The organism is Streptomyces sp. NPDC006743 (assembly GCF_040703815.1).
In the GTDB taxonomy this organism is placed as follows: Bacteria; Actinomycetota; Actinomycetes; order Streptomycetales; family Streptomycetaceae; genus Streptomyces.
This window is the reverse complement of the sequence record NZ_JBEYJA010000017.1, coordinates 125586-148562: the sequence shown is the minus strand read 5'-3', so window position 1 is coordinate 148562 and position 22977 is coordinate 125586. Positions and strand designations below refer to the sequence as shown.

23 protein-coding genes are annotated in these 22977 nt (G+C 72.9%); 11 read left to right on the top strand and 12 right to left on the bottom strand.

Annotated elements, in window-relative coordinates; translation table 11 throughout:
* Positions 1-163: 163 nt before the first annotated feature.
* Positions 164-565, top strand: a complete 402-nt coding sequence (locus ABZ719_RS17060; protein WP_366725977.1) for a hypothetical protein — start codon at positions 164-166, stop codon at positions 563-565.
* Positions 566-795: 230 nt separating this feature from the next.
* Here the strand turns inward: ABZ719_RS17060 and ABZ719_RS17055 are convergent, their stop codons facing one another.
* From ABZ719_RS17055 to ABZ719_RS17045, 3 genes are read right to left on the bottom strand one after another with little or no spacing between them, the layout of a single operon-like run.
* Positions 796-1185: a zinc-binding dehydrogenase gene (locus tag ABZ719_RS17055; RefSeq protein WP_366725982.1), complete on the bottom strand. Its 390-nt coding sequence runs from the start codon at positions 1183-1185 to the stop codon at positions 796-798.
* Positions 1182-1805 (bottom strand): alcohol dehydrogenase catalytic domain-containing protein, encoded by a 624-nt coding sequence (locus ABZ719_RS17050; RefSeq protein WP_366725976.1) that lies wholly within the window; start codon positions 1803-1805, stop codon positions 1182-1184. The genes ABZ719_RS17055 and ABZ719_RS17050 overlap by 4 nt, the downstream gene beginning before the upstream one ends.
* A gap of 34 nt (positions 1806-1839) precedes the next feature.
* A complete protein-coding gene (locus tag ABZ719_RS17045; RefSeq protein WP_366725975.1) occupies positions 1840-2541 on the bottom strand; it encodes an alpha/beta fold hydrolase in 702 nt (233 codons plus the stop codon).
* A 531-nt stretch (positions 2542-3072) separates the two neighbouring features.
* Here ABZ719_RS17045 and ABZ719_RS17040 point away from each other — a divergent pair.
* Complete coding sequence (locus ABZ719_RS17040; RefSeq protein ID WP_366725974.1) at positions 3073-4059, top strand: AraC family transcriptional regulator; 987 nt, start codon at positions 3073-3075, stop codon at positions 4057-4059.
* 133 nt (positions 4060-4192) lie between these two features.
* Here the strand turns inward: ABZ719_RS17040 and ABZ719_RS17035 are convergent, their stop codons facing one another.
* The 5 genes from ABZ719_RS17035 to ABZ719_RS17015 form a co-directional block, all read right to left on the bottom strand.
* Positions 4193-5425, bottom strand: coding sequence for an epoxide hydrolase (locus tag ABZ719_RS17035; RefSeq protein ID WP_366725973.1), 1233 nt, complete (start codon positions 5423-5425; stop codon positions 4193-4195).
* Positions 5426-5477: 52 nt separating this feature from the next.
* Positions 5478-5936 carry a nuclear transport factor 2 family protein gene (locus tag ABZ719_RS17030; protein WP_366725972.1) on the bottom strand — a complete coding sequence of 153 codons (459 nt, stop codon included), beginning with the start codon at positions 5934-5936 and terminating at the stop codon, positions 5478-5480.
* A 210-nt stretch (positions 5937-6146) separates the two neighbouring features.
* Entirely contained in the window at positions 6147-6917 is a 771-nt protein-coding gene (locus ABZ719_RS17025; RefSeq protein WP_366725971.1) for a creatininase family protein, read from the bottom strand.
* A 205-nt stretch (positions 6918-7122) separates the two neighbouring features.
* Complete coding sequence (locus ABZ719_RS17020; protein WP_366725970.1) at positions 7123-8187, bottom strand: alpha/beta hydrolase; 1065 nt, start codon at positions 8185-8187, stop codon at positions 7123-7125.
* 166 nt (positions 8188-8353) lie between these two features.
* On the bottom strand, positions 8354-8848 hold the full coding sequence (locus tag ABZ719_RS17015) for an SsgA family sporulation/cell division regulator (RefSeq protein ID WP_366725969.1): 495 nt from the start codon (positions 8846-8848) through the stop codon (positions 8354-8356).
* A 335-nt stretch (positions 8849-9183) separates the two neighbouring features.
* Here ABZ719_RS17015 and ABZ719_RS17010 point away from each other — a divergent pair, with 335 nt between their 5' ends.
* Positions 9184-10194 (top strand): alpha/beta fold hydrolase, encoded by a 1011-nt coding sequence (locus ABZ719_RS17010; protein WP_366725968.1) that lies wholly within the window; start codon positions 9184-9186, stop codon positions 10192-10194.
* Between the two features lie 75 nt (positions 10195-10269).
* On the opposite strand, the gene ABZ719_RS17005 is transcribed toward ABZ719_RS17010, so the two are convergent.
* The gene (locus tag ABZ719_RS17005; protein WP_366725981.1) at positions 10270-13014 is read right to left on the bottom strand and encodes an AAA family ATPase; all 2745 of its coding nucleotides are present in this window, start codon (positions 13012-13014) and stop codon (positions 10270-10272) included.
* Positions 13015-13475: 461 nt separating this feature from the next.
* Between ABZ719_RS17005 and ABZ719_RS17000 the strand changes: the two genes are divergently transcribed.
* The 3 genes from ABZ719_RS17000 (at position 13476) to ABZ719_RS16990 (ending at position 15962) form a co-directional block, all read left to right on the top strand.
* Positions 13476-13883, top strand: a complete 408-nt coding sequence (locus tag ABZ719_RS17000) for a WhiB family transcriptional regulator (protein ID WP_366725967.1) — start codon at positions 13476-13478, stop codon at positions 13881-13883.
* 496 nt (positions 13884-14379) lie between these two features.
* Entirely contained in the window at positions 14380-15396 is a 1017-nt protein-coding gene (locus ABZ719_RS16995) for an LLM class flavin-dependent oxidoreductase (protein WP_366725966.1), read from the top strand.
* A complete protein-coding gene (locus ABZ719_RS16990) occupies positions 15393-15962 on the top strand; it encodes a TetR/AcrR family transcriptional regulator (protein WP_366725965.1) in 570 nt (189 codons plus the stop codon). The genes ABZ719_RS16995 and ABZ719_RS16990 overlap by 4 nt, the downstream gene beginning before the upstream one ends.
* 187 nt (positions 15963-16149) lie before the next feature.
* On the opposite strand, the gene ABZ719_RS16985 is transcribed toward ABZ719_RS16990, so the two are convergent.
* Together ABZ719_RS16985 and ABZ719_RS16980 are read right to left on the bottom strand one after the other, a co-directional pair.
* Positions 16150-16743, bottom strand: coding sequence for a TetR/AcrR family transcriptional regulator (locus tag ABZ719_RS16985; protein ID WP_366725964.1), 594 nt, complete (start codon positions 16741-16743; stop codon positions 16150-16152).
* 65 nt (positions 16744-16808) lie between these two features.
* A complete protein-coding gene (locus ABZ719_RS16980) occupies positions 16809-17822 on the bottom strand; it encodes a class I SAM-dependent methyltransferase (protein ID WP_366725963.1) in 1014 nt (337 codons plus the stop codon).
* A gap of 231 nt (positions 17823-18053) precedes the next feature.
* Between ABZ719_RS16980 and ABZ719_RS16975 the strand changes: the two genes are divergently transcribed.
* From ABZ719_RS16975 to ABZ719_RS16955, 5 genes are all read left to right on the top strand, one after another.
* Positions 18054-18239, top strand: a complete 186-nt coding sequence (locus tag ABZ719_RS16975; protein WP_366725962.1) for a hypothetical protein — start codon at positions 18054-18056, stop codon at positions 18237-18239.
* A 456-nt stretch (positions 18240-18695) separates the two neighbouring features.
* Complete coding sequence (locus tag ABZ719_RS16970; protein ID WP_366725961.1) at positions 18696-19790, top strand: alpha/beta hydrolase; 1095 nt, start codon at positions 18696-18698, stop codon at positions 19788-19790.
* Positions 19787-20023, top strand: coding sequence for a hypothetical protein (locus tag ABZ719_RS16965; protein ID WP_366725960.1), 237 nt, complete (start codon positions 19787-19789; stop codon positions 20021-20023). The genes ABZ719_RS16970 and ABZ719_RS16965 overlap by 4 nt, the downstream gene beginning before the upstream one ends.
* A gap of 104 nt (positions 20024-20127) precedes the next feature.
* Positions 20128-21015 carry a Bax inhibitor-1/YccA family protein gene (locus ABZ719_RS16960; protein ID WP_366725959.1) on the top strand — a complete coding sequence of 296 codons (888 nt, stop codon included), beginning with the start codon at positions 20128-20130 and terminating at the stop codon, positions 21013-21015.
* A gap of 744 nt (positions 21016-21759) precedes the next feature.
* Positions 21760-22266 (top strand): hypothetical protein, encoded by a 507-nt coding sequence (locus ABZ719_RS16955; RefSeq protein ID WP_366725958.1) that lies wholly within the window; start codon positions 21760-21762, stop codon positions 22264-22266.
* Positions 22267-22370: 104 nt separating this feature from the next.
* Here ABZ719_RS16955 and ABZ719_RS16950 read toward each other — a convergent pair whose 3' ends face one another.
* A complete protein-coding gene (locus tag ABZ719_RS16950) occupies positions 22371-22952 on the bottom strand; it encodes a DUF308 domain-containing protein (protein ID WP_366725957.1) in 582 nt (193 codons plus the stop codon).
* Positions 22953-22977: the final 25 nt, after the last annotated feature.

The window sequence follows — 22977 nt, the reverse complement described above, 5'->3', positions numbered from 1 at the left end:
GGGTGATCCCGGCGACTTGACCCCCCTCGGCGCTCGAACGCCGCCGCGCGGCGGCGGTACGAGCGCCGAGGGGAAGTGGCCATGAAAGGTGAACTCGGCGGGTCGCAAGCTCCGTTGACTACATGACAGACCCACACCCCGGTCCCCACCAACGGAGTCCCCCATGCGTATCAAGCCGAGACTGAGCCGCCGTTCCGCGGCGGTGGCGGGCGCCGCCCTCGCGGCCGGCGCCGCCGTCCTCGCCGTCGGCACACCTGCCTCCGCCGCCATCAGCAACCACCGGGTCCAGCTGTGTGCTCAGGGCAACTACGCCGCCGACATCACCTGGTCGACCGGTTCCAGCACGCGGGTCGTCTTCCCCGGGCAGTGCCAGACCTTCGACATCGTCGGTACCGGCCCCTACACCATCGGCGGCTTCTACAACGTCAGCAAGGCCCACTTCAAGCTGGTCACCGTCCTGCCCCTGCCCGGCGGGTTCAACTCCAGCACGCCGGGCAGCAAGTGGGGGGCCGAGGGCGACACGGGCGACCCGAACAACCCTCCGTACGTGGTGCGCTGGCAGTAGCACGCACACCGCCCCGGTGAGGGACCCGCTCGCGCGGCGCCGCACCGCCCCGCCGCGGCGGCCGGGCGCGGCGAGGAGAAGGGTCCTTACGAACCTCCTGGACTCCCGCTGCCTGACGGTGGCGCAGCGGGGAGACGGCGGCCGCCCCGGCTCGTCCCACTACTCCGGGCGGCCGCCGTGCGGACCCGGGGCCCCGCGCCTGCCGTACCGGCGGGCGAGGGGTCCCTCCGTCATGCGGGCGTCACCCGCACCACCGACTTGCCCGGCTCCGACGCCTTCCGGCCGGCGATCATGGCGGGTACGTCGGCGAAGGCGTGCACCGTGCCGAGCGGCGTCCTGATCGCCCCGCTGTCCGCCAGGCGCAGGAGGCGGTCCCACACGGCGGCCTCCACCACCGGGTCCCCGTCGGGCCCCGCGAGCACGCCGACCGCGCTGCAGTCGCGCAGCAGCAGGTCCAGTGGGTCGAGCGGCACGGTGCTACCGCTGGCCAGGCCCATCACGACGACCCTGCCCCGGCGCGCGAGGCCCCTGACCGCCTCGGCGGCCAGGTCGCCGCCGACCGGGTCGTAGACGAGGTCCACGCCGCGTCCGCCGGTGAGTTCGGCGATACGGGCCGTCAGGTTCTCGGTGCGGTGGTCGATGACCTCGTCCGCGCCGTGGCGCGCGCAGAGGCGGTCTTCCGCGGCCCGCCCGCCACCGCGATCACCCGCGCTCCGAGCGCCTTGCCGAGGTGGACGGCGGTGGATCCGCTGCTGCCCGCGGCGCCCAGGACGAGCAGGGTCTGGCCGGGGACGACCGGGGCGCGTTCCACGAGACCGGCGTACGCGGTCCGGAAGCCGATCGGGAAACCGGCGGCCTCCTCGTCGGTCATGCCGTCGGGTACGCGGAAGGCCGATGTCTCGCGCAGGTACGTGTAGTCGGCGTATCCGCCCCAGTTGTCCAGGAAGCACGTGATGCCCGCGACCCGGTCGCCGACCGCGAACCGCGAGCCCGGCGGCACGGCGACGACCTCGCCGGCGGCCTCCTCCCCCAGACCGAAGGGCGGATCGCCCAGCAGCGGGAAGTCACCCGCCGTCGTCATCGCGTCGGGGTGGCCCGCGCCCGCGGTCCGTACTCTGACCAGTACCTGGCCCGGTAGGGGCGGGTCCCAGGTCAGCTCCTGGAGTTCGACGGCGTCCCTGGGGGCGCCGAACCGCACCACGCGCCACGCGCGTCCGCGGAACACTCTCGCCTCTCTCATGCTTCGCGGTCCTCCGGACGACCTCGCCGCCCGCTCACAGGGCCGCGTCCGCCGTGATCAGGCGCGCCAGTTCGGCGGGCATGGACAGGAACGGGGAGTGGCTCGCCGGGATGCGGTACGACCGCTCGGCGCGGGCCGCCATGACCTCCTGGAAGCCGGGGTCTATCGCCCGGTCCCGCTCGCACACGATGTAGGTGGAGGGCACGGTCTTCCAGGTCGCCGTGGTGAGGGGTTCGCTGAAGGACTTCACGCTCTGGAGCACCAGTCGCTCCACGGCCCGCTGGGCGACGTCGTCGGCGGCGTCCGCGTACAGATGGTTGCGGGCGTCCTCGTGGGGCTCGAGGGTGCCCGTCTCGCCGTGCGGCAGTGCGCCACCGCTCAGGCTCGACAGGGACTCGCACTCCTCCAGCTGGAAGGCGGCGAGGTAGACCAGGCGTGACACCCCGGGCACCGTGGCGGCCTCGGTCGCCGGCAGGCCCGCGTAGGAGTGCGCGAGGACCGTCACCTCGCCGCCGAGGTCGCTCAGCCTCTTCCGGATGGCGCAGGCGTCGTCGTACATGCCGGCGGTGTTGTCCGGATCGGCGGACGCGCTCGGCAGTTCGACGGTCTCCACCCGCCATCCGCGGTCCCTGAGTTCGGGTGCGAGCAGTTCCCAGCACCACGCTCCGTGCCAGGCTCCGTGGACGAGCAGGATCGTGGGGCGGCTGGACGCCGCGGCGGGCGCATTGAGGGTCATGGACGTGCCTTCGGGAAGAGCCGGCGCGGCGCGCTGCGCGGCCGGGCGGAGCGGACGCCCCGGCCGATGCGTCCGGGGCACGGAGCATGTGTGCACATGCTTGCACGACACATGTCTCGTCTGCCAGCCTAGGAGACGGGCCCGGCAGGGGCCATGTCCAGGACTCCGGCGAACTTGCGCGGGCGTCCGGCCACCGGGAGAGACGCGGCGTCGGGGACGCGGTGCCCGGCGGGCCGGTTCCCCGTACGGCCGCCCCGAACCGCTCTCCGGCCGACCGTACCGCGCCCGACCCTGGCCTTGTTCCCTGCCCGACCATCCCCCGGCCGATGACTCCCCGCCCGACCCTTCTCCGTGCCGACGGCCCTCCACGCGTCCCTTCCCCGGCCGACGGCTCTCCGGCCGGCCGGGACCGGCCGAACCGGTGCATTCCCGGCGGCGTACCAGGCGTACCATCGGTCCCCGCCCCGTTTCGCTTCCGTGCTCGGCCGGCCGCAGCCGGGCCGACACGCGTCCCACGCCACAGGAGAGTGCATGGATCCGCTGGAGGACGTGCTGGCGCTCCTCGACACCCGCGGCCGGCTCTCCGTCAGCCTCGCGGCGGGCGGGGACTGGGCCGTGCGGTTCGCGCCGCCCCCGGAGGTGAAGTTCAACGCCGTACGGCGCGGCAGCTGCCGTCTGGAGGTCGACGGAGTCCCCGAACCGGTACTCCTGGCGGAAGGCGACTGCTATCTCCTGACCAGGGAACGGGCCTTCACGCTCAGCAGCGGCCCGGACGTGGCACCGGTCGCCGCGGGGCCCCTCTTCGCGCGGGCGGAGAACGGCGTCGCGCGGACGGGCAGCGGCGACGACGTCCTCCTGCTGGGCAGCCGCTTCACCTTCAACTCCCGGGCCCGGGCCCTGCTGCTCGACAGTCTGCCCCCGGTCATCCACATCCCCGCCGGCACCAGCCAGGCCGAGACACTGCACTGGGCGCTGTCGGCGATCGACCGTGAACTGCGGCACCGGGACCTCGGCGCCACCCTGGTCAGTGAACACCTGGCGATCGTGATGCTGGTCCACGTCCTGCGGCTGTACCTGGCGGGCGAGCCGGACACGCGCACGGGCTGGCTCGCCGGGCTGGCCGACCCCGCCGTGGCCGCGGCGCTCACCAGCATCCACCGCGACCCGGTGCGTCCGTGGACGGTGTCCGAGCTGGCGCGTTCGGCGTCGGTGTCCCGCTCGACGCTCGCCGAGCGGTTCCGGAAGGCCGTCGGCCGGGCGCCCCAGGAGTATCTGACCGAGTGGCGGATCGAGCTGGCCGCCAAGCGGTTGCTCCAGGGCGACGAGACCGTCTCGGCCATCGCCCGCACCGTGGGCTACGGCTCCGAGAGCGCGCTGAGCACGGCGTTCAAACGTGTCACGGGTACGTCCCCGCGCGACTACCGCAGACAGGCGGGAGGCCGGTGCGACGCGCGGACTCCCTCCGGCGGGACGACGGCGACGGCCGTCGGCTCCGCCGCGTTCGACCGCCAGGGCTGAACGAGGGACCCGGCCCGGCCGTGCCGGGCCAGGCAGGGGCGGGGCCTTCGGCATGCCCGCCCCCGCCCCCGAGGTGTACGCAGGTCGGAGCCCGCTGTGCCGGAAACCGGCGCGGCGGGCCCGCCTGCCCTGGTCAGCGCAGTCTGCGGAAGGTCTCCCGCAGGTCGGCGGTGAACGCCTCGGGGTTCTCGTAGTGGACGAAGTGGCCGCCCTTCATGTGGGCGTTGACGTTGACCACGTTGAACACGTCACGCGTGGGGCCGTTCTCGAAGGCGGCGATGCGCCCCTCGACGGTGTCGACCCCGGGCGGATAGGCGTCGCCGAGGAGGAAGGTGAACCCGGCCGGCGGTTCGACGACGGGCCGGCGGTCGTGGGAGGGCACCCAGGGGTGGCGCACCGCGTTGCGGTACATGCGGATGGATGTGCCGATGGACTGGGTCGCCCAGAAGACGGTGGCCTGGGTGAGGATGAAGTCGCGGGAGAAGTCCGCTTCGAAGTCGCCCCGCTTGTCGCTCCACTTCTTCCAGCGCCGCAGCAGCCAGGCGAGCATGCCGATCGGGGAGTCGTTCAGGCCGTGCGTGAGGGTGGACGCGTCCAGCATGTGCGCCGCGACGTGCGACACGTAGGTGGTGACCATGGACTCCATGCCGGCCCGCAGTTCAGGCGAGGCGTCCTCGGGGATCTTCGCCCCGTCGGTCAGGTCCCAGAAACGCTCGTTGGAGAACATGCCCGGCGGCAGGTCGTGGCCGTAGTGCAGGCCGATGACGCTGTCGGCGTACTTGTGCCCCAACTGGCTGGTGACCAGGGCGCCGTAGTCGGAGCCGGCCACCCCGTACTTCTCGTGGCCGAGTTCCTCGGTCATGAGCTTGTGCAGGATGTCGGCGATCTTCCAGTAGTTCAGGTCGCCGCGGGTGAGCGGGGTGGAGAAACCGAATCCGGGCAGGTCGGGGATGACGTCGAAGGAGAGGGCCGGGTCGCCGCCGTACGCGGCGGGGTCGGTGAGCGGGCTGATGAGGCCGTAGCTGAACTCGCCGGGCCACGGCCAGCCGTGATTGATGAGGAGGGGGACCGGGTTCGGGCCCTTGCCGCGCTCGTACACGAAGTGCACGGGCGTGCCGTCGATCTCGACCCGGTGGTGGTGGAAGGCGTTCAGCCGCTTCTCCTGCGCCCGCCAGTCGAACCCGTCCGCCCAGTACTCGACGAGGGGCTTGAGGTAGGCGGTGCTGATGCCGTAGTACTCGTCCTCGTTGTCGAGGTCGTCGAAGAAACGTGTCCCTCTCAGGCGGTCCTTGAGGTCGTCCAGGACGTCCTGGGAGATGTCGATGCTGTACGGCTCGGGGGTGCGGGCCTTGATGTCGTCGCTCACGGCGCTGCTTCTTTCCCGGGGTGTGTAAGAGCTGCGAACAAAAGGGGTGGGATCAGTCGGCGAAGTCGAGGCGGAGCCGGGTCTGTTCGAGTTCGGCGATGCGCCACGGGCCGTCCGTCCTGACGAAGCGCGCGTGGTAGTGGCCGAAGCCGTGCATGACCCGGTAGGGGATGACCTCGGACGCCTCGGCGCCCTCGGGCCGGGTGACGATGTCCTCCATCGCCCACACGCCATGCGCCGTGGTCGGCGAGTCGACGTCGATCTCGTCGGAGAACAGGTGGTGGACGAGGGTGACTCCGGGGCCGCCGCCGGCGCCGACCGTTGCGGCGATCTCCTCGCGGCCCTTCATGGCCAGCCACACCGAGCCGTCGGGCCGGTGCGGGGTGAAGGTGCCGTCCGGTGTGAACAGGGCCGCCAGGTCCTGCCAGCGCTGGTGGTCCGCGTAGCGGACGTAGCGGGCCATCAGACGGCGCAGCTCCTCGATGATGCTCAGACGCTCGGTGACATCCATGACGGGTCATCCCTGTTCGGAGACGGGTGGGTGCGCGGCCCCGGACGGCGAACGGCCCGTCCCGTGACGAGAAACGTCACCGGACGGGCCCACCGCCTCCGTGGACCGCTTGGTCCAATCATGCGTCGCCAAAAATGGACTCACAAGTCCAAAAACGGGGATGCGGTCACGGTCCGGACCCTGCGGTCCCTCCGCCTCGCCGCCCGGCTGTCACCGGTCCCGCGTCTTGGCCCACGGGTCGCCCGCGATGACGTCGGCGAGCGCCGCGGCACAGCCGGCGAGCATGCGCTCACCCTTGTCCGCCGTCGCCACCCGGGCGTTGCCCGCCACCCCGGACTCGGTGATGCGGTCGAAGGGGACGAACATGTAGAACGGGTCGCTGGACTCCGCCGGCAGCGTGATCTCCGGCCCCCAGGCGGCGTCCAGGTGCTCCTCCTGGACCAGCTGGGGGAACGCGGCCATCATCATGGACGTCTCCCCCTCGCAGGCGTGCATGAGGCCGTTCTGCGTCTCCAGGGTGTCGCGCACCACGTCCCGCCCGGCGCTGAAGTAGCTGGCGAAGACGATCGGCGTGGCCAGTTCCGCGGTGAGTTCGTTGGTGAGGGCGTTGAGGGCGGTCATGTTGCCGCCGTGGCCGTTGACGATCATGATCCGGGAGAAGCCGGCGCGGAGCACGGAACGGCAGATGTCCCGCAGCAGCGCGTGGTAGGTGGACAGGCTGAGCGAGAAGGTGCCGCCGAACGCGATGTGGTGCTCGGCCAGGCCCGCCCACACGGACGGCGTCACCACGACACGTGTGTGCTCGGCGGCCAGGTGGGCCGCCCGGCGGGACACCTCGGCCGCCAGCAGGTCGTCCACCCCGGTGGGCAGGTGGGGTCCGTGCTGTTCGGTGGACCCCACGGGCAGCAGCACCACCGCGTCCTGGGCCGCGAGGTCACGCAGCTGTGCGGCGGTCATGCGGTTCCACTGGACTTCGCTCATGGTCGGGAGGGCTCCTTCGGGGAGGGACGGGGGGTGGACCGGGACCGGGCGAGGTGCGTCCGGCCGGCCAGGGACCGGCCGGCGGACACGTGTCGGAGGCGGCCTGCTCAGAGGTGATCGCTCACAGGCGATCGCTCACAGGAGCCTGCTCAGAAGCGATCACTCACAGGCGATCGCTCACAGGAGCCTGCCCAGAGGCGGTCGCTCAGAGGTGGTCGGCCTCGACGACGGCCTGGGCGAAGGCGGTCGGGGCCTCCTGGGGCAGGTCGTGGCCGATGCCCTGGAGCGTGTGGTGCTGGTACTTGCCGGTGAAGAACTTCCGGTACATCGACCCGTCGCCCGGAGCCGGGGTGAACGGATCGCGTTCGGCGTCGAGGGTGACGGTGGGCACCGAGATGTACGGCTGCGCCGCGAGCTGCTTCTCCAGCCGGTCGTAGCGGCGTTCACCGTCGGCGAGGCCGAGCCGCCAGCGGTAGTTGTGGATCACGATCGCGGCGTAGTCGGGGTTCTCGAAGGCCTGGGCCGTACGCTCGAAGGTGGCGTCGTCGAAGCCCCAGGTCGGCGAGACGGTGTCCCAGACCAGACGGCACAGGTCGTGCCGGTCGCCCTTGTCCTCCATGGCGAGGCGGCCCCGCTCGGTGGCGAAGTAGTACTGGTACCACCACGCGTACTCGGCCTTGGGCGCCAGCGGCGCCTTCTGCGCCGCGACATCGGTGATCAGGTACCCGCTCACCGACACCAGCGCCTTCACGCGGTGCGGCCACAGCGCCGCGATGATGTCGGCGGTGCGCGAACCCCAGTCGAAGCCGGCGAGCACCGCCTTCTCGATCTTGAGGGCGTCCATCAGGGCGATGATGTCGAGCGCGATCGCCGACTGCTGGGCGTTGCGGAACGTACGGGAGGACAGGAAGCGCGTCGTGCCGTGGCCGCGCAGGTAGGGGACGATCACGCGGTAGCCCTGCGCCGCGAGCAGCGGGGCGACGTCGACGTAGCTGTGGATGTCGTAGGGCCAGCCGTGCAGGCAGATGACGACGGGGCCGTGGTGCGGTCCCGCCTCGGCGTAACCGACGTCCAGCAGACCGGCCTTGACGTGCTTCAGCCGCTCGAAGGAGGTGTGGGTACCGGGCGCGATCGTGGGAATGGTCGGCGCCGGTGCGCCGCCGCCCCGCTGCGGGGCGGCGGAGGCGGCCTGGACGCCCGGGAGTCCGACCAGCGAGGCCGCCGCCGTGCCCAGGCCCACGGCCTTGCTGAAGTTCCGCCTGTTGATCATGTGAATCCTCCGTCGTGCGTTCGTCGTACGCCCTCGCCGCCCGCCGCACCGGCAGGCGCGGGAACCGGCGGCCGAGGCTTGTTCCTGGGATCACCGCGGGATCTGCGCGATGACTGTCACACAAGCGTCGTCACCTGTCAAACAGGTGACTCATTATCTCCCGGAGTCAGTCGGACGGCACTTCGGGACCGTCGAGCAGATCCGCGAGGAAGGTGTCCAGATCCAGCCGGCTCGTCTCCGTACCGGCCGGGACGAGCCGGTAGGTGTCGTCGAGCCACTCCGCCAGCGGCGGGATCGGAAGCTCGAAGAGGGCTCCCACGTCCTTCGACATGAGCTGCAGCCAGGCCGTCGCCCGCTCCTCCAGGTGTGAGGGCCACACCTGGATGTCACCGACACCGCTCATCGAATGGAGGCCCTGGTAGAGCAGGTCGCGGCCGATGCGCCAGGTGGCGCGGGGTCCGCCCTCGATGAGGAAGGTGACGGTGACGACCAGCGGCGAGACCGGGTCGTACCGGAACTCCGCCAGGGTCTCCTGCCACTCCATCACGTCCAGCATCCGGTGGATGTCCAGGCGGAGCAGGGGCAGGCTCTGGGGGGCGGGTCCGGACGGGGTCGCGGACGCGGTGTGCTGGGTCCGCACGTCGTGGTGATCGCCGCTCATGACGAAATGTCCTTCCGTGAAGCGGGGGCTGGCGGTATTCACTCTCGCCCCGGCCACCGCTCGGGCACATCAGTCACTTGACGGTGAGAGACGGCGGGGTGTCCGCGACGGGGCGGCGCCGGGTGCTCGCGGGACCGGGGCCGCGCCGGTGTCGCCGCAGGCGGAACAGGGCGGGACTTCGGTGCCCGCGCGGCGGCCGGGGCCCGGCCCCGGGGCGAGCGGCGCGGAACATTAAGTCATTCGACTGTTCCGGCCGTCCGGCGGCCTGAACGATGCTTGGACGGTCGCCCGCATGCCGGTGCCGGATGTCCGCTCCCCGTTCGGAGGACCCAGCTGTGAACAGTACCCCCGTCGTCTTCGTCCACGGAGCGTGGTTCCACGCGCTGTCCTGGGAGGCGTGGGCCGAGCGTTTCACCAGCAGGGGCTTCACGGTGTGGGCGCCCGGCTGGCCGGGCGAGCCCGACTCGGTGCGCGAGGCGCGCCGCCGTACCGACGTGCTGCGCGGTCTCGGCCTCGACGCCCTCACCGACCACTTCGGACGTCTCGCCGCGTCCTTCGACGAACCACCCGTGCTCATCGGGCACTCGGTGGGCGGCCTCGTCGTGCAGCACCTCCTGGGCCGCGGCCTGGGCCGGGCGGCGGTGGCCGTCGCGCCGGCCCCGATCGCGAACGTGGCACCGCGGCCCGGCCGGGACCCACTGGGGTCCCCGGGCGCGACGGGTACGGAGGGTGCGGCGGGTGCGGCCGACGGTGGCACGGCGCCGGCCGCCGACACGGGAATGTACGGCGGCGCGACGGCGTACGACGACACGACGGCCCACGGCGACCCGGCGGCGTACGACGACACGACGGCTGACGGCAGCGCGGGGAGGTACGGCGACACGGCGATGTACGACGACAAGACCGCCAACGGCGGCGCGACGGCGTACGACGACACGACGGTGCCCCTGTCGCGCGAGGAGTTCCGGCGTGTCTTCGCCAACACCGTCGGCGCGGAGGAGTCCGCCCGGCTCTACGACCGGTACGTCGTCCCGGCGCCCCGCCGCCTGCTCACCGACCTCGGCCGCGGCGGTCCGGCCCCGCACCCCCGTACCGTCGCCGACGTCGGCAACACCGTCCGCGGGCCGCTGCTGCTGATCTCGGGACAGGAGGACCGCGTGGTGCCCGACTCCCTGACCCGGGCCGCCTACAAGCTGTACGGCGACTCGGTGGCGGTGAGCGACCTGAAGCAGTTCGCCGACCGCGGCCACACCCTGACCGTGGACAGCGGCTGGCGGGCGGTCGCCGACCACGTCCTCGACTGGCTCGCCGAGCAGGGGATCCACGCGGACGGCCCGGCACGGTGACCGGCCGGCCCCCGTGCCCCGGCCCGTCCCGCCCCGGCCGGAACGGAGCGGGCGCGGTGCGGGGCGGTGTGCGACTCAGTCCCGCCCGGTCTCCTGGGCCTTGCCGAGGGCGTCCCGCAGCGCGGCGCGCGAGGTGATGCCGAGCTTGGGGAACACCCGGTACAGATGGGAGCTGACGGTGCGCGGCGACAGGTGCATCCGCTCGCCGATCTCCTTGTTGGTCAGCCCGCTCGCGGCGAGGTCGGCGATCCGGCGCTCCTGCCAGGTGAGCGTGGACAGGTGCGCGGACGCGGTGCGCGCCGAGACACCCGAGGCGCGCAGCTCGGCGCGGGCCCGTTCCGTCCAGGTCGCCGCACCGAGCCGTTCGAACGTCTCGGCCGCCATGGTCAGGAGCCGGCGCGCGGCCTTGGGCCCCTGGGTGTGGCGCAGCCGGATGCCGTGGGCGAGCCGGATCCGGGCCGCCTCGAACGGGAAGTGGGCGGTGGCCGGATGGGTCTCGGCCCGCTCGTACATCTCGGCGACCTCCGTCTCGCCCGTGGCCGTCATCGCGAGTGCCCCGTAGGTGATCATGGCCAGCCGGGGCGAGACGGCGGGCAGTCCCGCCTCCCGCGCGGCGACCGCGTGCCGCCTGGCCTGTTCGGAGCGGCCGGTGTGGACCGCGGCCTCGACCAGGTCGAGCAGGGTGCGCGCGGCCTGGTGCCCGTACGGGGTGAACGTGCCCGGCGAGGTGATGCCGATGGCGTGCAGGTAGGCGGCCTCGTAGTCGCCTTCGCTCAGGGCCGCCGCGGTACCGGCGGCGTCGGCGAGCTGGGTGAGGAAGCCGACACCGCGCGGGCGGGCCCAGGCGTCGACCATGGCCTGGAGTTCCCGGGCGCGCTCGGCCTGCCCCCGCTGCGCGGCGACCAGGGCCAGGTAGGCCCGGGTCTGCTGGGCCAGCAGCGTGTACCCGTGGGACCCCATCAGGTCCAGGCCGCGCCGACCGGTGCGTTCCGCTTCGTCCCACTCGCCGACCGCCATCTGGTCGAGCATGATCAGGTGCAGCATGGTCATCCCGACCCCCATGGCGCCCGTCTCCAGCTCGCGCTCGACGACGCGCTGGAGGTACGGGCGGTACTGGCTGAGGATGTCCACGTGGTAGGCGCAGACGGCCAGACGCATCACGTCCCAGGGCTCCAGCTCGGAGAGGTCGGCGAAGGCGCGCTCCACCCGGTCGGCCAGGCCCGCGCCGTGCAGGACGACGTCGCCCCAGGCGTCGCGGTAGATCAGCGAGCGCTCCGTCACCAGGTCGCCCAGGGAGTCGAGCAGTTCGCGCGTCTGCCGCCACGACTCCGGCTCGCCCGCGTACTGCTCGATCCCGAGCAGCAGGTTCACCAGCCGCAGCAGGACTTCGGGGGCCTCGCGCCCCCCGTTCGCGCGCAGTTTCTCGATGGCGGCGGCGACCTGGCGCCGTGAGGACCGCACGTCCCCGTCCTCGTACCACGACATGTAGGCGACGGTGGCCACCGACGAGGGGCTCTCGTTGCGGCCGGTGGGCAGTTCGGCGTGCAGGAGCTGCTGCGCCTGGTCCAGCAGCCCCGCGTACCCGGCCGTGAACGCCGCGTTGCTGAGTCTGCGGGAGCGGCCCTCGTGGCTCTCGCTCAGCTCCGCGGCACGGGTCAGCCAGGCCACCGCCGTCACCGCCGCGCCGCGCCTGGTCGCCGAGTCCGCCGCGGCTTCCAGGGCGGCCGCGACCTCCTCGTCCGGGTCGATCGCCGCGGCCGCGAGGTGGGTGGCCCGGCGCTCGACGTCGTCGTGGTGGATGCGGGCGAGGTCCGCGTGGGCGGCCCGCCGCTGGTTGGGGGTGGCCAGCTGGACCACGGTGGAGCGCACGAGCGGATGGCGGAAGACGAAGTCGCCGCCGGCCGGGTCCGTCTGCAGGAGCCCGGCCGCCACCGCCTCGTCCGCGTCGCGCATGCGGTAACGCCGCGCGGGGGTGGGCGTGACCGCCGCCGAGGTGCCGACTCCGTCGAGGGCGCCGCGCAGCAGCTCCTGGCGCACGGCGTCGCCGAGGGCTTCGACACGTGTGCCGTAGACGTGCTGGAGGCGCCGGGGCAGCGGGACGCTCTGGAAGGCGAAGGCGCCCAGCGGCCCTCGGCCGGACCGGTCGCCGTCGAGGAAGGGGGGCAGTTCGAGCAGGGCCAGCGGATTGCCCCGGGCCTGGTCCAGGACGAGCCGGCGGACATGTGGGTCCAGGCCGGGGTGGCAGGCGTCCAGGAGTTCTCCGGAGGCCGCCTCCGTCAGCGCCGGGACCGGTGCCTCGGGCAGCGCCGCCGTGTCGAAGCGGGACGGGACGTCGGAGCGCAGGGCGATCAGCAGCTTCACCGAGCTGCCGGTGAGCCGGCGTCCCGCGAAGCCGCACACGTCGGCGCTGGAGGCGTCCAGCCACTGGCCGTCGTCCAGGATCACCAGCAGCGGCTTGTGCGAGGCGGCGAGGGAGAGCAGGTCGAGCACGGCGATGCCGAGGGTCATGACCGACGGCGGCCTGCCCTCGGTCTGCCCGAACACGGTGTCGAAGACGGCCCGGTGGCCCTCGTCCAGGGCCTCGATGTGGGGCAGCAGGGGATAGAGGATCTGGTGCAGCCCGGCGAACGGCAGATCCGACTCCGCCTCGACCCCGGCGGCCCGGATCACCTCGTGCCCCTCGTCCGCCGCCAGTGCGGCGACATCGTCGAGCAGGGCGCTCTTGCCGACCCCCGACTCCCCCCGCAGGACGAGTGCCTGTCCTGCGGCGGCGGTGACGAGACCGGACAGCCGGGCCCGCTCGTCGTCCCGCCCGATCATGGTGACGAGCGACTTCACGGCGCCCCACTCCCTTCACCGCCGGACCGGGCCCGCGGCCCCGCGTCCGCATCACCTCGCCCGGCACGGAGCTGGGCAAAGAACCGGTCTCTTCGCTGTGCCCCCGAGCGGCGGCTGTGTCGCATGCCCGCCTTCCTCCCCCTCGAACCCGCACACGTCGAGCAGCGTCAGCACACCAAAGGGTGCACGTCGTCCAGAGTGGCCGGAAAGACACCCTTGTCGGTCAGACTAAACAGACCGCAAAGTCCGGTCAATCGACTGACGGGAGCGGCCGTCCGGGACGGAACACCCTCGCGGGGGCTCCGAAACCCTGAACGACCAGCGAAATCCGGTCAGCTGCCCTGGTGTCCGGTCCCACCATATCCGGGTTAGGGTCACACATATCTGCACCGTCGAGACATGTGCGCAGTGCGCGCATGGACGAGCCATGAGATGAGGCCGCAATGGAGTGGGCTGTCAGGGGAGCGTGCCGCGGGAGCGCCGAGCAGATGTTCGCCGAGGGCGCCGCGCAGAACGGGGCGAAGAGCGTCTGCTACCGCTGTCCCGTGCGCATGGAGTGCCTGTCCTACGCACTGGACCAGCGGATGGAGCACGGCGTGTGGGGCGGCATGACGGAACGCGAACGCAGAGCGCTGCTGCGCCGCAACCCGGCCGTGGTCTCCTGGCGGCAGGCCCTGGAGAAGGCGTACGCGGGACAGCGGGCCGCGGCGCGGGAGGCCACCGTGCGGGAAGCCCCCGTACGGGAGGCCGCGGCGCGGGAGGCGCCCGTGCACGACGCCACGGTGCGGGAGGCCACCGTGCGCGACATCGCGTCCCGGCGGGACCGCCCCGGCCCCGGGGCAGCCGCCTGAGCCGGCACCGGACACCGGCGTGGCCGGATCACGCTCTTGCAGGACCAGGAGGCAGAACACGTATTCTCCTTTAGGAGAACGATCGTTCTTTCCTTCTCCTTTCCTTCTCCTTTCCTTCTCCTCTCCTTCCGGTCGTTCTCCCTCGTCTCCCGCCCTTCATCCCCTCGGGAGCCATCCACAACGCCCTCAACGTGGGCACCGTGACGACGATGATGCTCTCGACCTACGTCGTCGACGAGACGAAGCCGCTCGTGACCACCTACTGAACCGATCCGAAGGCCCCGGTCCCGTCGCGGCACACACATGTTTGACCACCTATGAACATGTGTCTACGATCGGGAAATGGGCCTCTTGGTTCGCTTTCCGCCTGGAATCCCAGCCCGTCACCGCCCCGAGAGAGCCACCCATGCGCCGCGACGCTCCCCATCCGTCCGACTCCCGCGGTCCGTCCGACTCCGGCGGCGGCGGTCGCGGGGACCCCCCGGTACCCCTCTCGGTGCTGGACCTCAGTGTGGTCGGCGAGGGCCACGACCCCGCGCAGGCGGTGCGGGACACCGTCGCCCTGGCCCGGTCGGCCGAGCGCGACGGCTTCCGGCGCTTCTGGGTGGCGGAGCACCACAGCTTCCCCGCCTCGGGCAGCCCGGCGCCCGCGGTGCTCCTGGCCCATCTCGCCGCGTCCACCAGCACGATCCGGCTCGGCTCGGGCGGGGTGATGTTGACCAACCACGCGCCCCTCGTGGTGGCCGAGCAGTTCGGTGTCCTGGAAGCGCTCGCGCCGGGCCGCGTCGACCTCGGGCTGGGGCGGAGCCCGGGCGGTCTGCCCGCCGTCGCCCGCGCGCTGCGCCGCGCACCGCAGGAGCCGGGTGACGACCCGTTCCCGGCCCTGGTGGAAGAGGTGCTGGGCTTCCTGGGGTCCGGCTTCCCCGCCGACCACCCCTACACCCGCGACCACGTGCACGTGGTGCCCGGCAGCCCGGACCTTCCCGTGTGGATCCTGGGGTCCGGTACCACGGGCGCGCAGGTCGCCGCCCGGTTCGGGCTGCCGTTCGCCGCGGCCTACCACATCAATCCGGAGCAGGCGCTGCGCGCACTCGATCTGTACCGGGCAGGGTTCCGCCCCTCGGCCGCCCTGCCCGAGCCCCGCACGATCGTCTCCGTGAACGTCACCTGCGCCCCCGACGAAGCCGAGGCCGAGCGGCTGGCCACGGCCGGCGCCGTGATGATGATGCGGGCGCGGCAGGGGATCCAGGCCGCCGTGCCCGCCCCGGAGACGGTGGCGGACCACTCGCGCACACCCGAGGAGCGGGACTTCGTCGAGGGCTGGCTCGGCACGGTCGTGCACGGGACGCCCGCCACGGTCCGCGCGTCGCTGGCCGGCCTGCACGCCCGGACCGGCGCCGACGAGTTGATGCTCACCTCGCTGATCCCCGGCCGCGCCGAGCGCGAGCGCTCCTACGCGCTGGTCGCCGCCGAGTTCGGGCTGTCCGCTCGCCTCGGTAACCTGTCCGCATGACATCGGGCGCCACCGAGAAGCCCCATCCCCGGGAGCGGTTGCTGACCACCGCGGGCCACCTGTTCTACACGTGCGGCATCCACACCGTGGGGGTCGAGCAACTGGTCGCGGAGGCCGGGGTCACCAGGGCGACCTTCTACCGGCACTTCGCGGGCAAGGAAGGACTGGTCCTCGCCTGTCTCCAGGAGCGGGAGGCGCGGGTCAGGCGGGCGGTGGCGGCCGTCCTCGCCGCGCACCGCGGCCGGGACGCCCTGCTGGGCATCATGGCCATGGTCGGCGAGACCGTGAACCGGCCGGGTTTCCGCGGCTGCGGCTTCATCAACGCCGCGGCGGAGTACCCGGATCCGGAACACCCTGTACGCAGGTGTGTGGCCGAGCACAGGGAGTGGTTCCGTGGCGTCCTGCGCGATGTGGTGAGCGACGCCGGACATCCCGAACCCGACCGGCTGGCACGGAGTCTGGTCCTGCTGAGGGACGGCGCCATGGTGAGCGGATACCTGGACCGAGGGCAGGACGCGGCGGCGACGCTGCGGCGGGCGGCACAGGAGCTGCTGGACGCGGGCTGAAGCGCCGCGCCCCCGCCCATCCCCGCCCACGGCACGCGACCGGCGCCCCGCAGCCGGCCCCGCTCAGCCGATGCCGCTCGGCCCGTACCGCTCAGCCGATGCCGCTCGGCCCGTACCGCTCAGCCGATGCCGCTCGGCCCGTACCGCTCCACCGTAACGTTCGACTCATGCCGTCGGCCCGTGCCGCTCAGCCGCGGACCTCCGCCGGCGCCCGCAGTGGCTCGATCGCCGCGGCGAGGGCCGCTTCGAGGTAGTCGGTACGACCGGTGGTCTGGAGCATCAGGGCCCCGCCCTGCACGGCGGTGAGGACGACGCGGGCCCGGTCGGCCGGCGAGCCGTCCCCGGGGAGCATCGCCTCGACGCCGCGCGCGAGAGCCGCCTCCCAGGTTTCGAACAGACCCGTGACCACCGCGCCGGCCTCGGCCGAGGTCTTCCCCAGCTCGGTCGTGAGGCTGCCCAGCGGGCAGCGCCGGCCCAGCTCCGTGTAGTGATCGAGCACGGCCCGGCTCCACTTCTGCCAGGCCTCCCAGCTCGACAGGTCGTCCAGGTACGGCCGCTGTGCCTGGAGCACCTGCTCCGCCTCGTGCTGCGCCACGGCCACGAGCATGTCGGTGCGGCCGTTCGGGAAGTAGTGGAACAGCTGGCTCTTGCTCGTGGACGTCGCCGCGCGCACGTCGTCGAGGGTCGTCTCCGCGGCGCCCTTCTCCCTGATCAGCAGCGCGGCGGCGACCACGATGCGCCTCCGCGTCGCCGCGCCCTTGGCTGTCATCCCCTTGCTCATGCGGTCCATCGTCACACACGAGTGGACCCGAGGGTCCACTCGGCTGGGACGGCGGCTGCCCCCGCTCACACCTGCGGGCGCCTGGCCGCGACCAGCACCGGGCCACCGGGAACCGTGGGGAAGGTGCGGGCCTCCCCCAGCCCGGCGGACTCGACGGCCGCCGTCATCGCCGCGGTGTCGTAGGAGTTGCCGCCGTTGCGCACCGCGACCCACCGGCCCACGGACCGCAGCAGCGGTTCCTCGGAGGCCGGGTTGGTGCCCGCCACCAGCCAGCCGCCCGGTACCAGGGCCCCGGCCAGGCGGGGCAGCGCGGATGGGAGGGCCTGCTCGGACAGGAACGGCGCGGGCAGCCAGACCAGTTCGTAGGCGTCCCGCTCCGCCAGCTCCGCGACGTCCTGCTGGCGCAGGGTGACCCGGTCCGCCACCACCGCGGGCACCGCGGCCAGTTCCGCGCGCGCCAGGCGCAGCACCCGGTCCAGTACGTCGATGCCGGCCACCGTGGCCTGCGGGAAGCGTTCGGCGAAGACGGTGGCGAGTGCGGCCACGCCGGTGCCGACGTCGAGGATCCGTGCGCCCGGCGCGGCCAGCCGCTCCGCCAGCCCGGTCAGCCGCGGCACCACCTTGTCGGCCAGTGCCCGGCCGGTGGCCGCCGAGGCCCGGCCCTGGTTCAACAGCACCTCGTCGCTCTGCGCGGCCCAGCCGCCGGGCGCCGAGCCGTCCGGACCGCTCGGGCCGTCCGGGCCGGCCGCGGCGGACACCGCCTGGCGCAGCCCGCTCAGCCGCGCCTGGACCGCGCTGCGTGCCGTGGGCCCGTCGGCCGGCACCAGCGACGGGTGCACGGTGAACCCGGTGCCGTCCGCGCGCACCAGTCCCGCGCTCTCCAGGACGGCGGTGCGCCGCGGGTCGGCCGCGAGCACCTCCGCGAGCGGGGTGTCCAGCGCGTCCCGCAGGGTGCCGACGAGGGCGGCCGCGGCCCAGGCGGCGGCCTCCAGGGCGGCGGCCGGACTGGGGCCGAGGCGCAGTACCGGCTCCGGCACCGGACCGGGAAAGACGGACACCTGCTCGGGAACTGCGGACACGGGAAACCTCCGTACGACATGGCGACACGTGATCGGCCGGACATGTGGGTGGGCGACACGCGGCTGTGGAGACACGTACTTTCCCACCACAGTACGGTGCCGCCGCGCGGAAACCTCCCGCACACACCGAGACATGCGTCACCGGCTTGACAGGTGACGAGCCCGGGTGTCAGACTTCTGGCATCCGGACACGACGGAACCATCCGCCGCGGAACCCAGCGGAGGTCGAGGATGAACATCAAGATCACGGTGGACAGCGCGGCCGCGGCCCGTCAGGCGCGGTTCGGCAGGCTGCCCGAGCGCGTCTCCTACGCCGACATGGTCGAGGAGAAGCAGGCGAGCCCGCGGAACACGGCGGACGGCGCCTACGACCCGGAGGTGCGCTTCAACTGCCTGGCCGCCGATCTGGGCCTGTAGGGCCGGCCGGACGGACGGCCCACGGCACGCCGGCCGGGAGCCGGGTCCACCGTCACCGGGTTTTTCTTGCCCCTGACGTGAACCCCGCCCGGTACCAGGCCCGTTGAGCCATATAGAGACCCCCCGCCGCCATGGTGATCAATTGGCTGGCCTGGCGGCGGGGTCACGGGATGGCCGCCTTCGCTCACTTCCCCCGAAGCGAAGGCGGCCATCTCCAGGATCCTGCGCGCTCCGCCGTACACCCCTGTGTCGGAGCGCGACAGGTGCGGCCGGTGTCTGGGACTCCACACCGGGCCGCCGCGGTCGGCGGCCAACTGCCGGGCACGCCGACCGCACCCGGGCGCGGCACACGGCTCTGCGCGCGCCCGGACCCGCTGCCCCGCTCCCTGCTTGCCATGCCTTCTGGAGCGGGGCAGCGCGCTGTTTCCAGGAGTACGGATGCCAGGAGGGCGCACCATGATCAGCAGACGCAGACTCACGCAGATTCTGGGCACGGCGGCGTCCGGCGCCGGGATCGTGCCCGCGGCCGGCCGCGCCGCCGCCGCGCAGACCGCCCCCGCCGCGCAGACCGCCCCCGCCGCGCGGGCCACCCCCGGCGCGCGGACCCCCGCCGGCGCGGAGGCCGGGCCCGGAACACCCACATCGTCGGCTCTCGGCCCGGTACGGCACGTGCGCACCGACGTGCTGGACATCGCGTACCACGTCGCGGGACCGGCCGACGGACCGCCGGTGGTCCTGCTGCACGGCTGGCCGTTCAGCCCCGTCGGTTCCTACGCCGAGGTCGTCCCCGCCCTGGTCCGCCAGGGCCACCGCTGCTACGTGCCCTGTCTGCGCGGTCACGGCGAGACCCGCTTCCTGCGCCGGGACACGTTCCGCTCCGGCCAGCAGGGCGCGCTCGGTGCGGACCTGGTGGCCTTCATGGACGCGCTGGGGATCCGGCGGGCGATCCTCGCCGGTTACGACTGGGGCGGGCGGGCCGCCGACGTCGTCGCGGCGCTGTGGCCGCAGCGCTGCGCCGGGCTGGTCTCCGTGAACAACTACCTCATCCAGAACATCGCCGCCGCCCAGACACCGCTGGCCCCCTCCGTGGAGTCGGGGTACTGGTACTTCTTCTACTTCCTCACCGAGCGCGGACGGGCGGGCCTGGAGCAGAACCGCAAGGAACTCGCCCGCGTCGTCTGGCACCGCAACTCGCCCGAGTGGCGGTTCACCGAGGCCGAACTCGACGAGGCCGCCGCCCTGTGGACCAATCCCGACTACGTCGACATCGTGATCCACAGCTACCGCCACCGGCTCGGCGCGGCTCCCGGCGACCCCCGGTACGCGGACATCGAACGCAGGCTGGCCGGCCAGCCGCCGGTCACCGTGCCGACCGTCACCCTGGACGGGGCGGCGGACGGCGTCATCCCGTGGACCGACGGCGCCTCGTCCGCCGCCCACTTCACCGGGCCCCGTGTGCACCACGTGATCCAGGGCGCCGGCCACAACCTGCCCCAGGAGCGGCCCGACGCGTTCGCCTCCGCGGTCCTCGAAGTCTCCGCCCTCTCATGAGCACCCCGGCTCCGGACGAGAAGGACACACCACCGGGCCGCGGCCTCCTCGACCAGGCACGCGTCTCGTACGAGACACACGTGCGCACCTGTGCGCGGTGCGCGCGGGACGACCAGGTGTGCCGGGCGGCGGAACTGCTCAAGCGCACCTATGACAACTTCCGGCGGACGGCGCGGCGCTCCCGGGGCGCGGAGTTCCGCACCCTCCCGGAAAATCACCAGTCAGATCGGTGACATCCCTTGCCTTTCCTTGCGTCACCTGTCAGAGTGGTGACACAAGGAAAGGCCGCCGTACCCGGCACACCTGCCGCCCGTCGGCGCACGAGGAGGACACCGACATGAGGTCCAGCAACCCGATCTTCTCCCGCAGGGGTTTCCGCCGCGAGGGCACCGAGGACCCGGCCGCGCGGCAAGCGCCGGCGCAGCCGGTCGCCGTCGCGGCCGGCACCGCGGCGGGCACACCCCCGGCCGGCGAGTGGACGGGCAACCCGTACGCCGCCGGCGGTGACTTCTCCCCCGTCAAGGACACGTCCGCCGCGCACACCTCGATGACCTTGGACGACGTCGTGGTCCGCACGGCCGGGACGCTCGGCACCGTCGCCCTGACGGCCGTGCTCTCCTGGCTCCTGCTCCCCGTCGACGAGGCCGGCATCGGCCGCTCCTACGGCATCGCCGTCGGCGCCGCGCTCGTCGCCTTCGTCCTGTCGCTCGTGCAGACCTTCAAGCGCAGGCCCACCCCCGCGCTGATCCTCGGCTACGCGGCCTTCGAGGGTGTCTTCCTCGGCGTCATCTCCAGCGCCACCTCGACGTACATCTCCCCGGGCGTCGTCGTCCAGGCGGTGCTGGGCACCTTCGCGGTCTCGGCCGGTGTGCTGATCGCCTACCGGATGCGCTGGATTCGCGTCACCCGCCGCTTCTACGGCTTCGTCCTGGCGGCGGCCACCGGCTTCCTCCTGCTGATGGCGGCCGACCTGCTCTTCTCCGCCTTCGGCGCCGGACACGGCCTCGGGTTCGACAGCGGCGCGCTCGGCGTGGTCTTCGGCATCGCCGGCATCCTGCTGGGCGCCGCCTTCCTGGCCCTGGACTTCAAGCAGATCGAGGACGCGGTCGCCTACGGTGCCCCGCGCGAGGAGTCGTGGCTGGCGGCCTTCGGGCTCACGCTGACCCTGGTGTGGATCTACCTGGAGGCGCTGCGTGTCCTGTCCCTGCTCCAGGGCGACGACTGACCGCCCACGGCGGGCCCGCACCGGCCCGCCCGCGGTGGACCTTCCCCGCCGCGCCCTCCGTGCCGCCGATGAACCCACAGGAGTCCGGCGCAGGGAGAGACGTATGACGACGCGGGCCCGGGAAGTCCCCGAAGCCGACGGCCCAGGCCCTCACGGGCCGGGAGACGGGCCGGGCCCGGTGCTCAGACCCGAGTTCGAGGCGGACGCACCACGGCACCACGCAGGACTGCGGGCCCCGGACCCCATCCACCCCGTGCGGTTCGCCCCGGGACCGAACGGCAGGCTGGTCGTCGGACACGACCTGGCCCGCACGGCCCTGACCCACCCGGCACTGCGCAAGGACGCCACACCGGCCGCCCCGACCCTGGAGGCGGCCGGTTTCGTGTTCCACCAGCCCCAGGCCGGCCTCGGCGCACAGCTGCTGGAGTCCGATCCGCCCCTGCACTCCCGGCTGCGCCGCCTCGTCCCCCGCGCCTTCACCCCGCGCCGCACCGCCGAACTCGCCCCGCGCGTCGAGCAGATCGCGAACGATCTGCTCGACGCGCTCGCGTCGTTTGGCGAGACGGGCCTCGTGGAGGCGTTCACCGCTCCCCTGCCGGTCACGGTGATCGCCGAACTGCTCGGCGTACCGCCTCAGCACCGCGAGGACTTCCGCCGCTGGTCCACTCTCACGCTCCGGGTGACCGACCCCCAGCACCGTGCCGCGCCGGCGGGACCGCACACGCTGCTCTGCGCGGCCTCGTCGTGGACAAACGGAACGCTCCCGGGGACGACCTGCTCTGCGTCCTCGTCACCGTCCGCGACGAGGACGACGGCCGGCTCTCCGAGGACGAACTGGTCGGCACCGCGGTCCTGCTGGTCGTCGCCGGCCACGAGACCACCGTCAACCTCCTGGGCCACGCCCTACTCTCCCTGCTGCGCCGGCCCGGCCAGCTCGCGACGCCGCGCGCACGCCCCGACCTCGTGCCGGGCGCGGTGGAGGAGTTCCTGCGCCACGACACGTCCGTGGAGCGCTTTCCGAACCGGTACGCGGCCGAGGACCTCGAACCCGACGGTGTGCACATCCCCCGCGGCGGCATCGTCGCGGTGGCCCTCGGCTCCGCCGGGCACGACATCCCCCTCTCCGACGCCGGCGGTCCCGCGGTCCTCGACGTGACCCGGCCCGCCACACGGCACCTGTCGTTCGGCCACGGCATCCACCACTGCCTGGGCGTCCGCCGGAACGCCGGAACGCCTCGGCCCGCACCGTGAGTACGGTGCGGGCCGAGGCGTGCGAGACGGTGACACCCCGTCAGGGACTTGTCGCCCCGTCAGGGACTTGTCCCCCCGTCAGGGACTTGTCCCCCCGCCCGGGGTCAGGCCGTCCGGGTGCGGAGCTGGCGGGCCTTCCAGGCCAGCAGCCCGGCCTGGGCGATGAAGAACACGCCGCCGCCCGTGGCGTAGACGGACAGCACGTCGAGCGAGGGGTCGTCGCCCGCGGCCTGGATGACGTAGAAGGCGCCGACCAGGACCGACAGGCCGCCCGCGATCAGCATCGGCCACTGCTTGCCCAGCTCGGGGCCGCGCCGCCGCAGGCCGACGATCACCTGGGCGACTCCGGAGATGACTGCCCAGGCGCCGAACGTGGCGAGCACCGCCGCCACCCCACCGGCTCCGGCCACGCCCACCGCTACGGCGGCCAGGGCGCTCAGCACCCCGTTGAAGGCCGTGACGTTGCGCTCCGACCCTTCCGGGAGGGCGCGGTGGTCGATCAGCGAGGACACCGCGTCGATCAGCGGGTAGACGACCAGCAGGGTGATCGCCGCCGCGCCGAGGGTGTCATGGGCCCCGGCGAAGGCCACGGCCCACGCCACGGCCAGGACGCCACGGCCGAGGTACAGCTTCAGCAGGGAGGAGCGTTCGCCGTCCGTGGCGGTCGCCGGGGTGTTCGCGGTCATGGGGAGCCGGCCTTTCTGGGTGGCT

What these genes read in the sequence shown, in the direction of transcription:
- ABZ719_RS17060 (WP_366725977.1), top strand. Translation starts at nt 164, where the DNA reads ATGCGTATCAAGCCGAGACTGAGCCGCCGTTCCGCGGCGGTGGCGGGC.
- ABZ719_RS17050 (WP_366725976.1), bottom strand. Translation starts at nt 1,805, where the DNA reads ATGAGAGAGGCGAGAGTGTTCCGCGGACGCGCGTGGCGCGTGGTGCGG.
- ABZ719_RS17045 (WP_366725975.1), bottom strand. Translation starts at nt 2,541, where the DNA reads ATGACCCTCAATGCGCCCGCCGCGGCGTCCAGCCGCCCCACGATCCTG.
- ABZ719_RS17040 (WP_366725974.1), top strand. Translation starts at nt 3,073, where the DNA reads ATGGATCCGCTGGAGGACGTGCTGGCGCTCCTCGACACCCGCGGCCGG.
- ABZ719_RS17030 (WP_366725972.1), bottom strand. Translation starts at nt 5,936, where the DNA reads ATGGATGTCACCGAGCGTCTGAGCATCATCGAGGAGCTGCGCCGTCTG.
- ABZ719_RS17025 (WP_366725971.1), bottom strand. Translation starts at nt 6,917, where the DNA reads ATGAGCGAAGTCCAGTGGAACCGCATGACCGCCGCACAGCTGCGTGAC.
- ABZ719_RS17020 (WP_366725970.1), bottom strand. Translation starts at nt 8,187, where the DNA reads ATGATCAACAGGCGGAACTTCAGCAAGGCCGTGGGCCTGGGCACGGCG.
- ABZ719_RS17015 (WP_366725969.1), bottom strand. Translation starts at nt 8,848, where the DNA reads ATGAGCGGCGATCACCACGACGTGCGGACCCAGCACACCGCGTCCGCG.
- ABZ719_RS17005 (WP_366725981.1), bottom strand. Translation starts at nt 13,014, where the DNA reads ATGATCGGGCGGGACGACGAGCGGGCCCGGCTGTCCGGTCTCGTCACC.
- ABZ719_RS17000 (WP_366725967.1), top strand. Translation starts at nt 13,476, where the DNA reads ATGGAGTGGGCTGTCAGGGGAGCGTGCCGCGGGAGCGCCGAGCAGATG.
- ABZ719_RS16990 (WP_366725965.1), top strand. Translation starts at nt 15,393, where the DNA reads ATGACATCGGGCGCCACCGAGAAGCCCCATCCCCGGGAGCGGTTGCTG.
- ABZ719_RS16985 (WP_366725964.1), bottom strand. Translation starts at nt 16,743, where the DNA reads ATGAGCAAGGGGATGACAGCCAAGGGCGCGGCGACGCGGAGGCGCATC.
- ABZ719_RS16975 (WP_366725962.1), top strand. Translation starts at nt 18,054, where the DNA reads ATGAACATCAAGATCACGGTGGACAGCGCGGCCGCGGCCCGTCAGGCG.
- ABZ719_RS16970 (WP_366725961.1), top strand. Translation starts at nt 18,696, where the DNA reads ATGATCAGCAGACGCAGACTCACGCAGATTCTGGGCACGGCGGCGTCC.
- ABZ719_RS16965 (WP_366725960.1), top strand. Translation starts at nt 19,787, where the DNA reads ATGAGCACCCCGGCTCCGGACGAGAAGGACACACCACCGGGCCGCGGC.
- ABZ719_RS16960 (WP_366725959.1), top strand. Translation starts at nt 20,128, where the DNA reads ATGAGGTCCAGCAACCCGATCTTCTCCCGCAGGGGTTTCCGCCGCGAG.
- ABZ719_RS16950 (WP_366725957.1), bottom strand. Translation starts at nt 22,952, where the DNA reads ATGACCGCGAACACCCCGGCGACCGCCACGGACGGCGAACGCTCCTCC.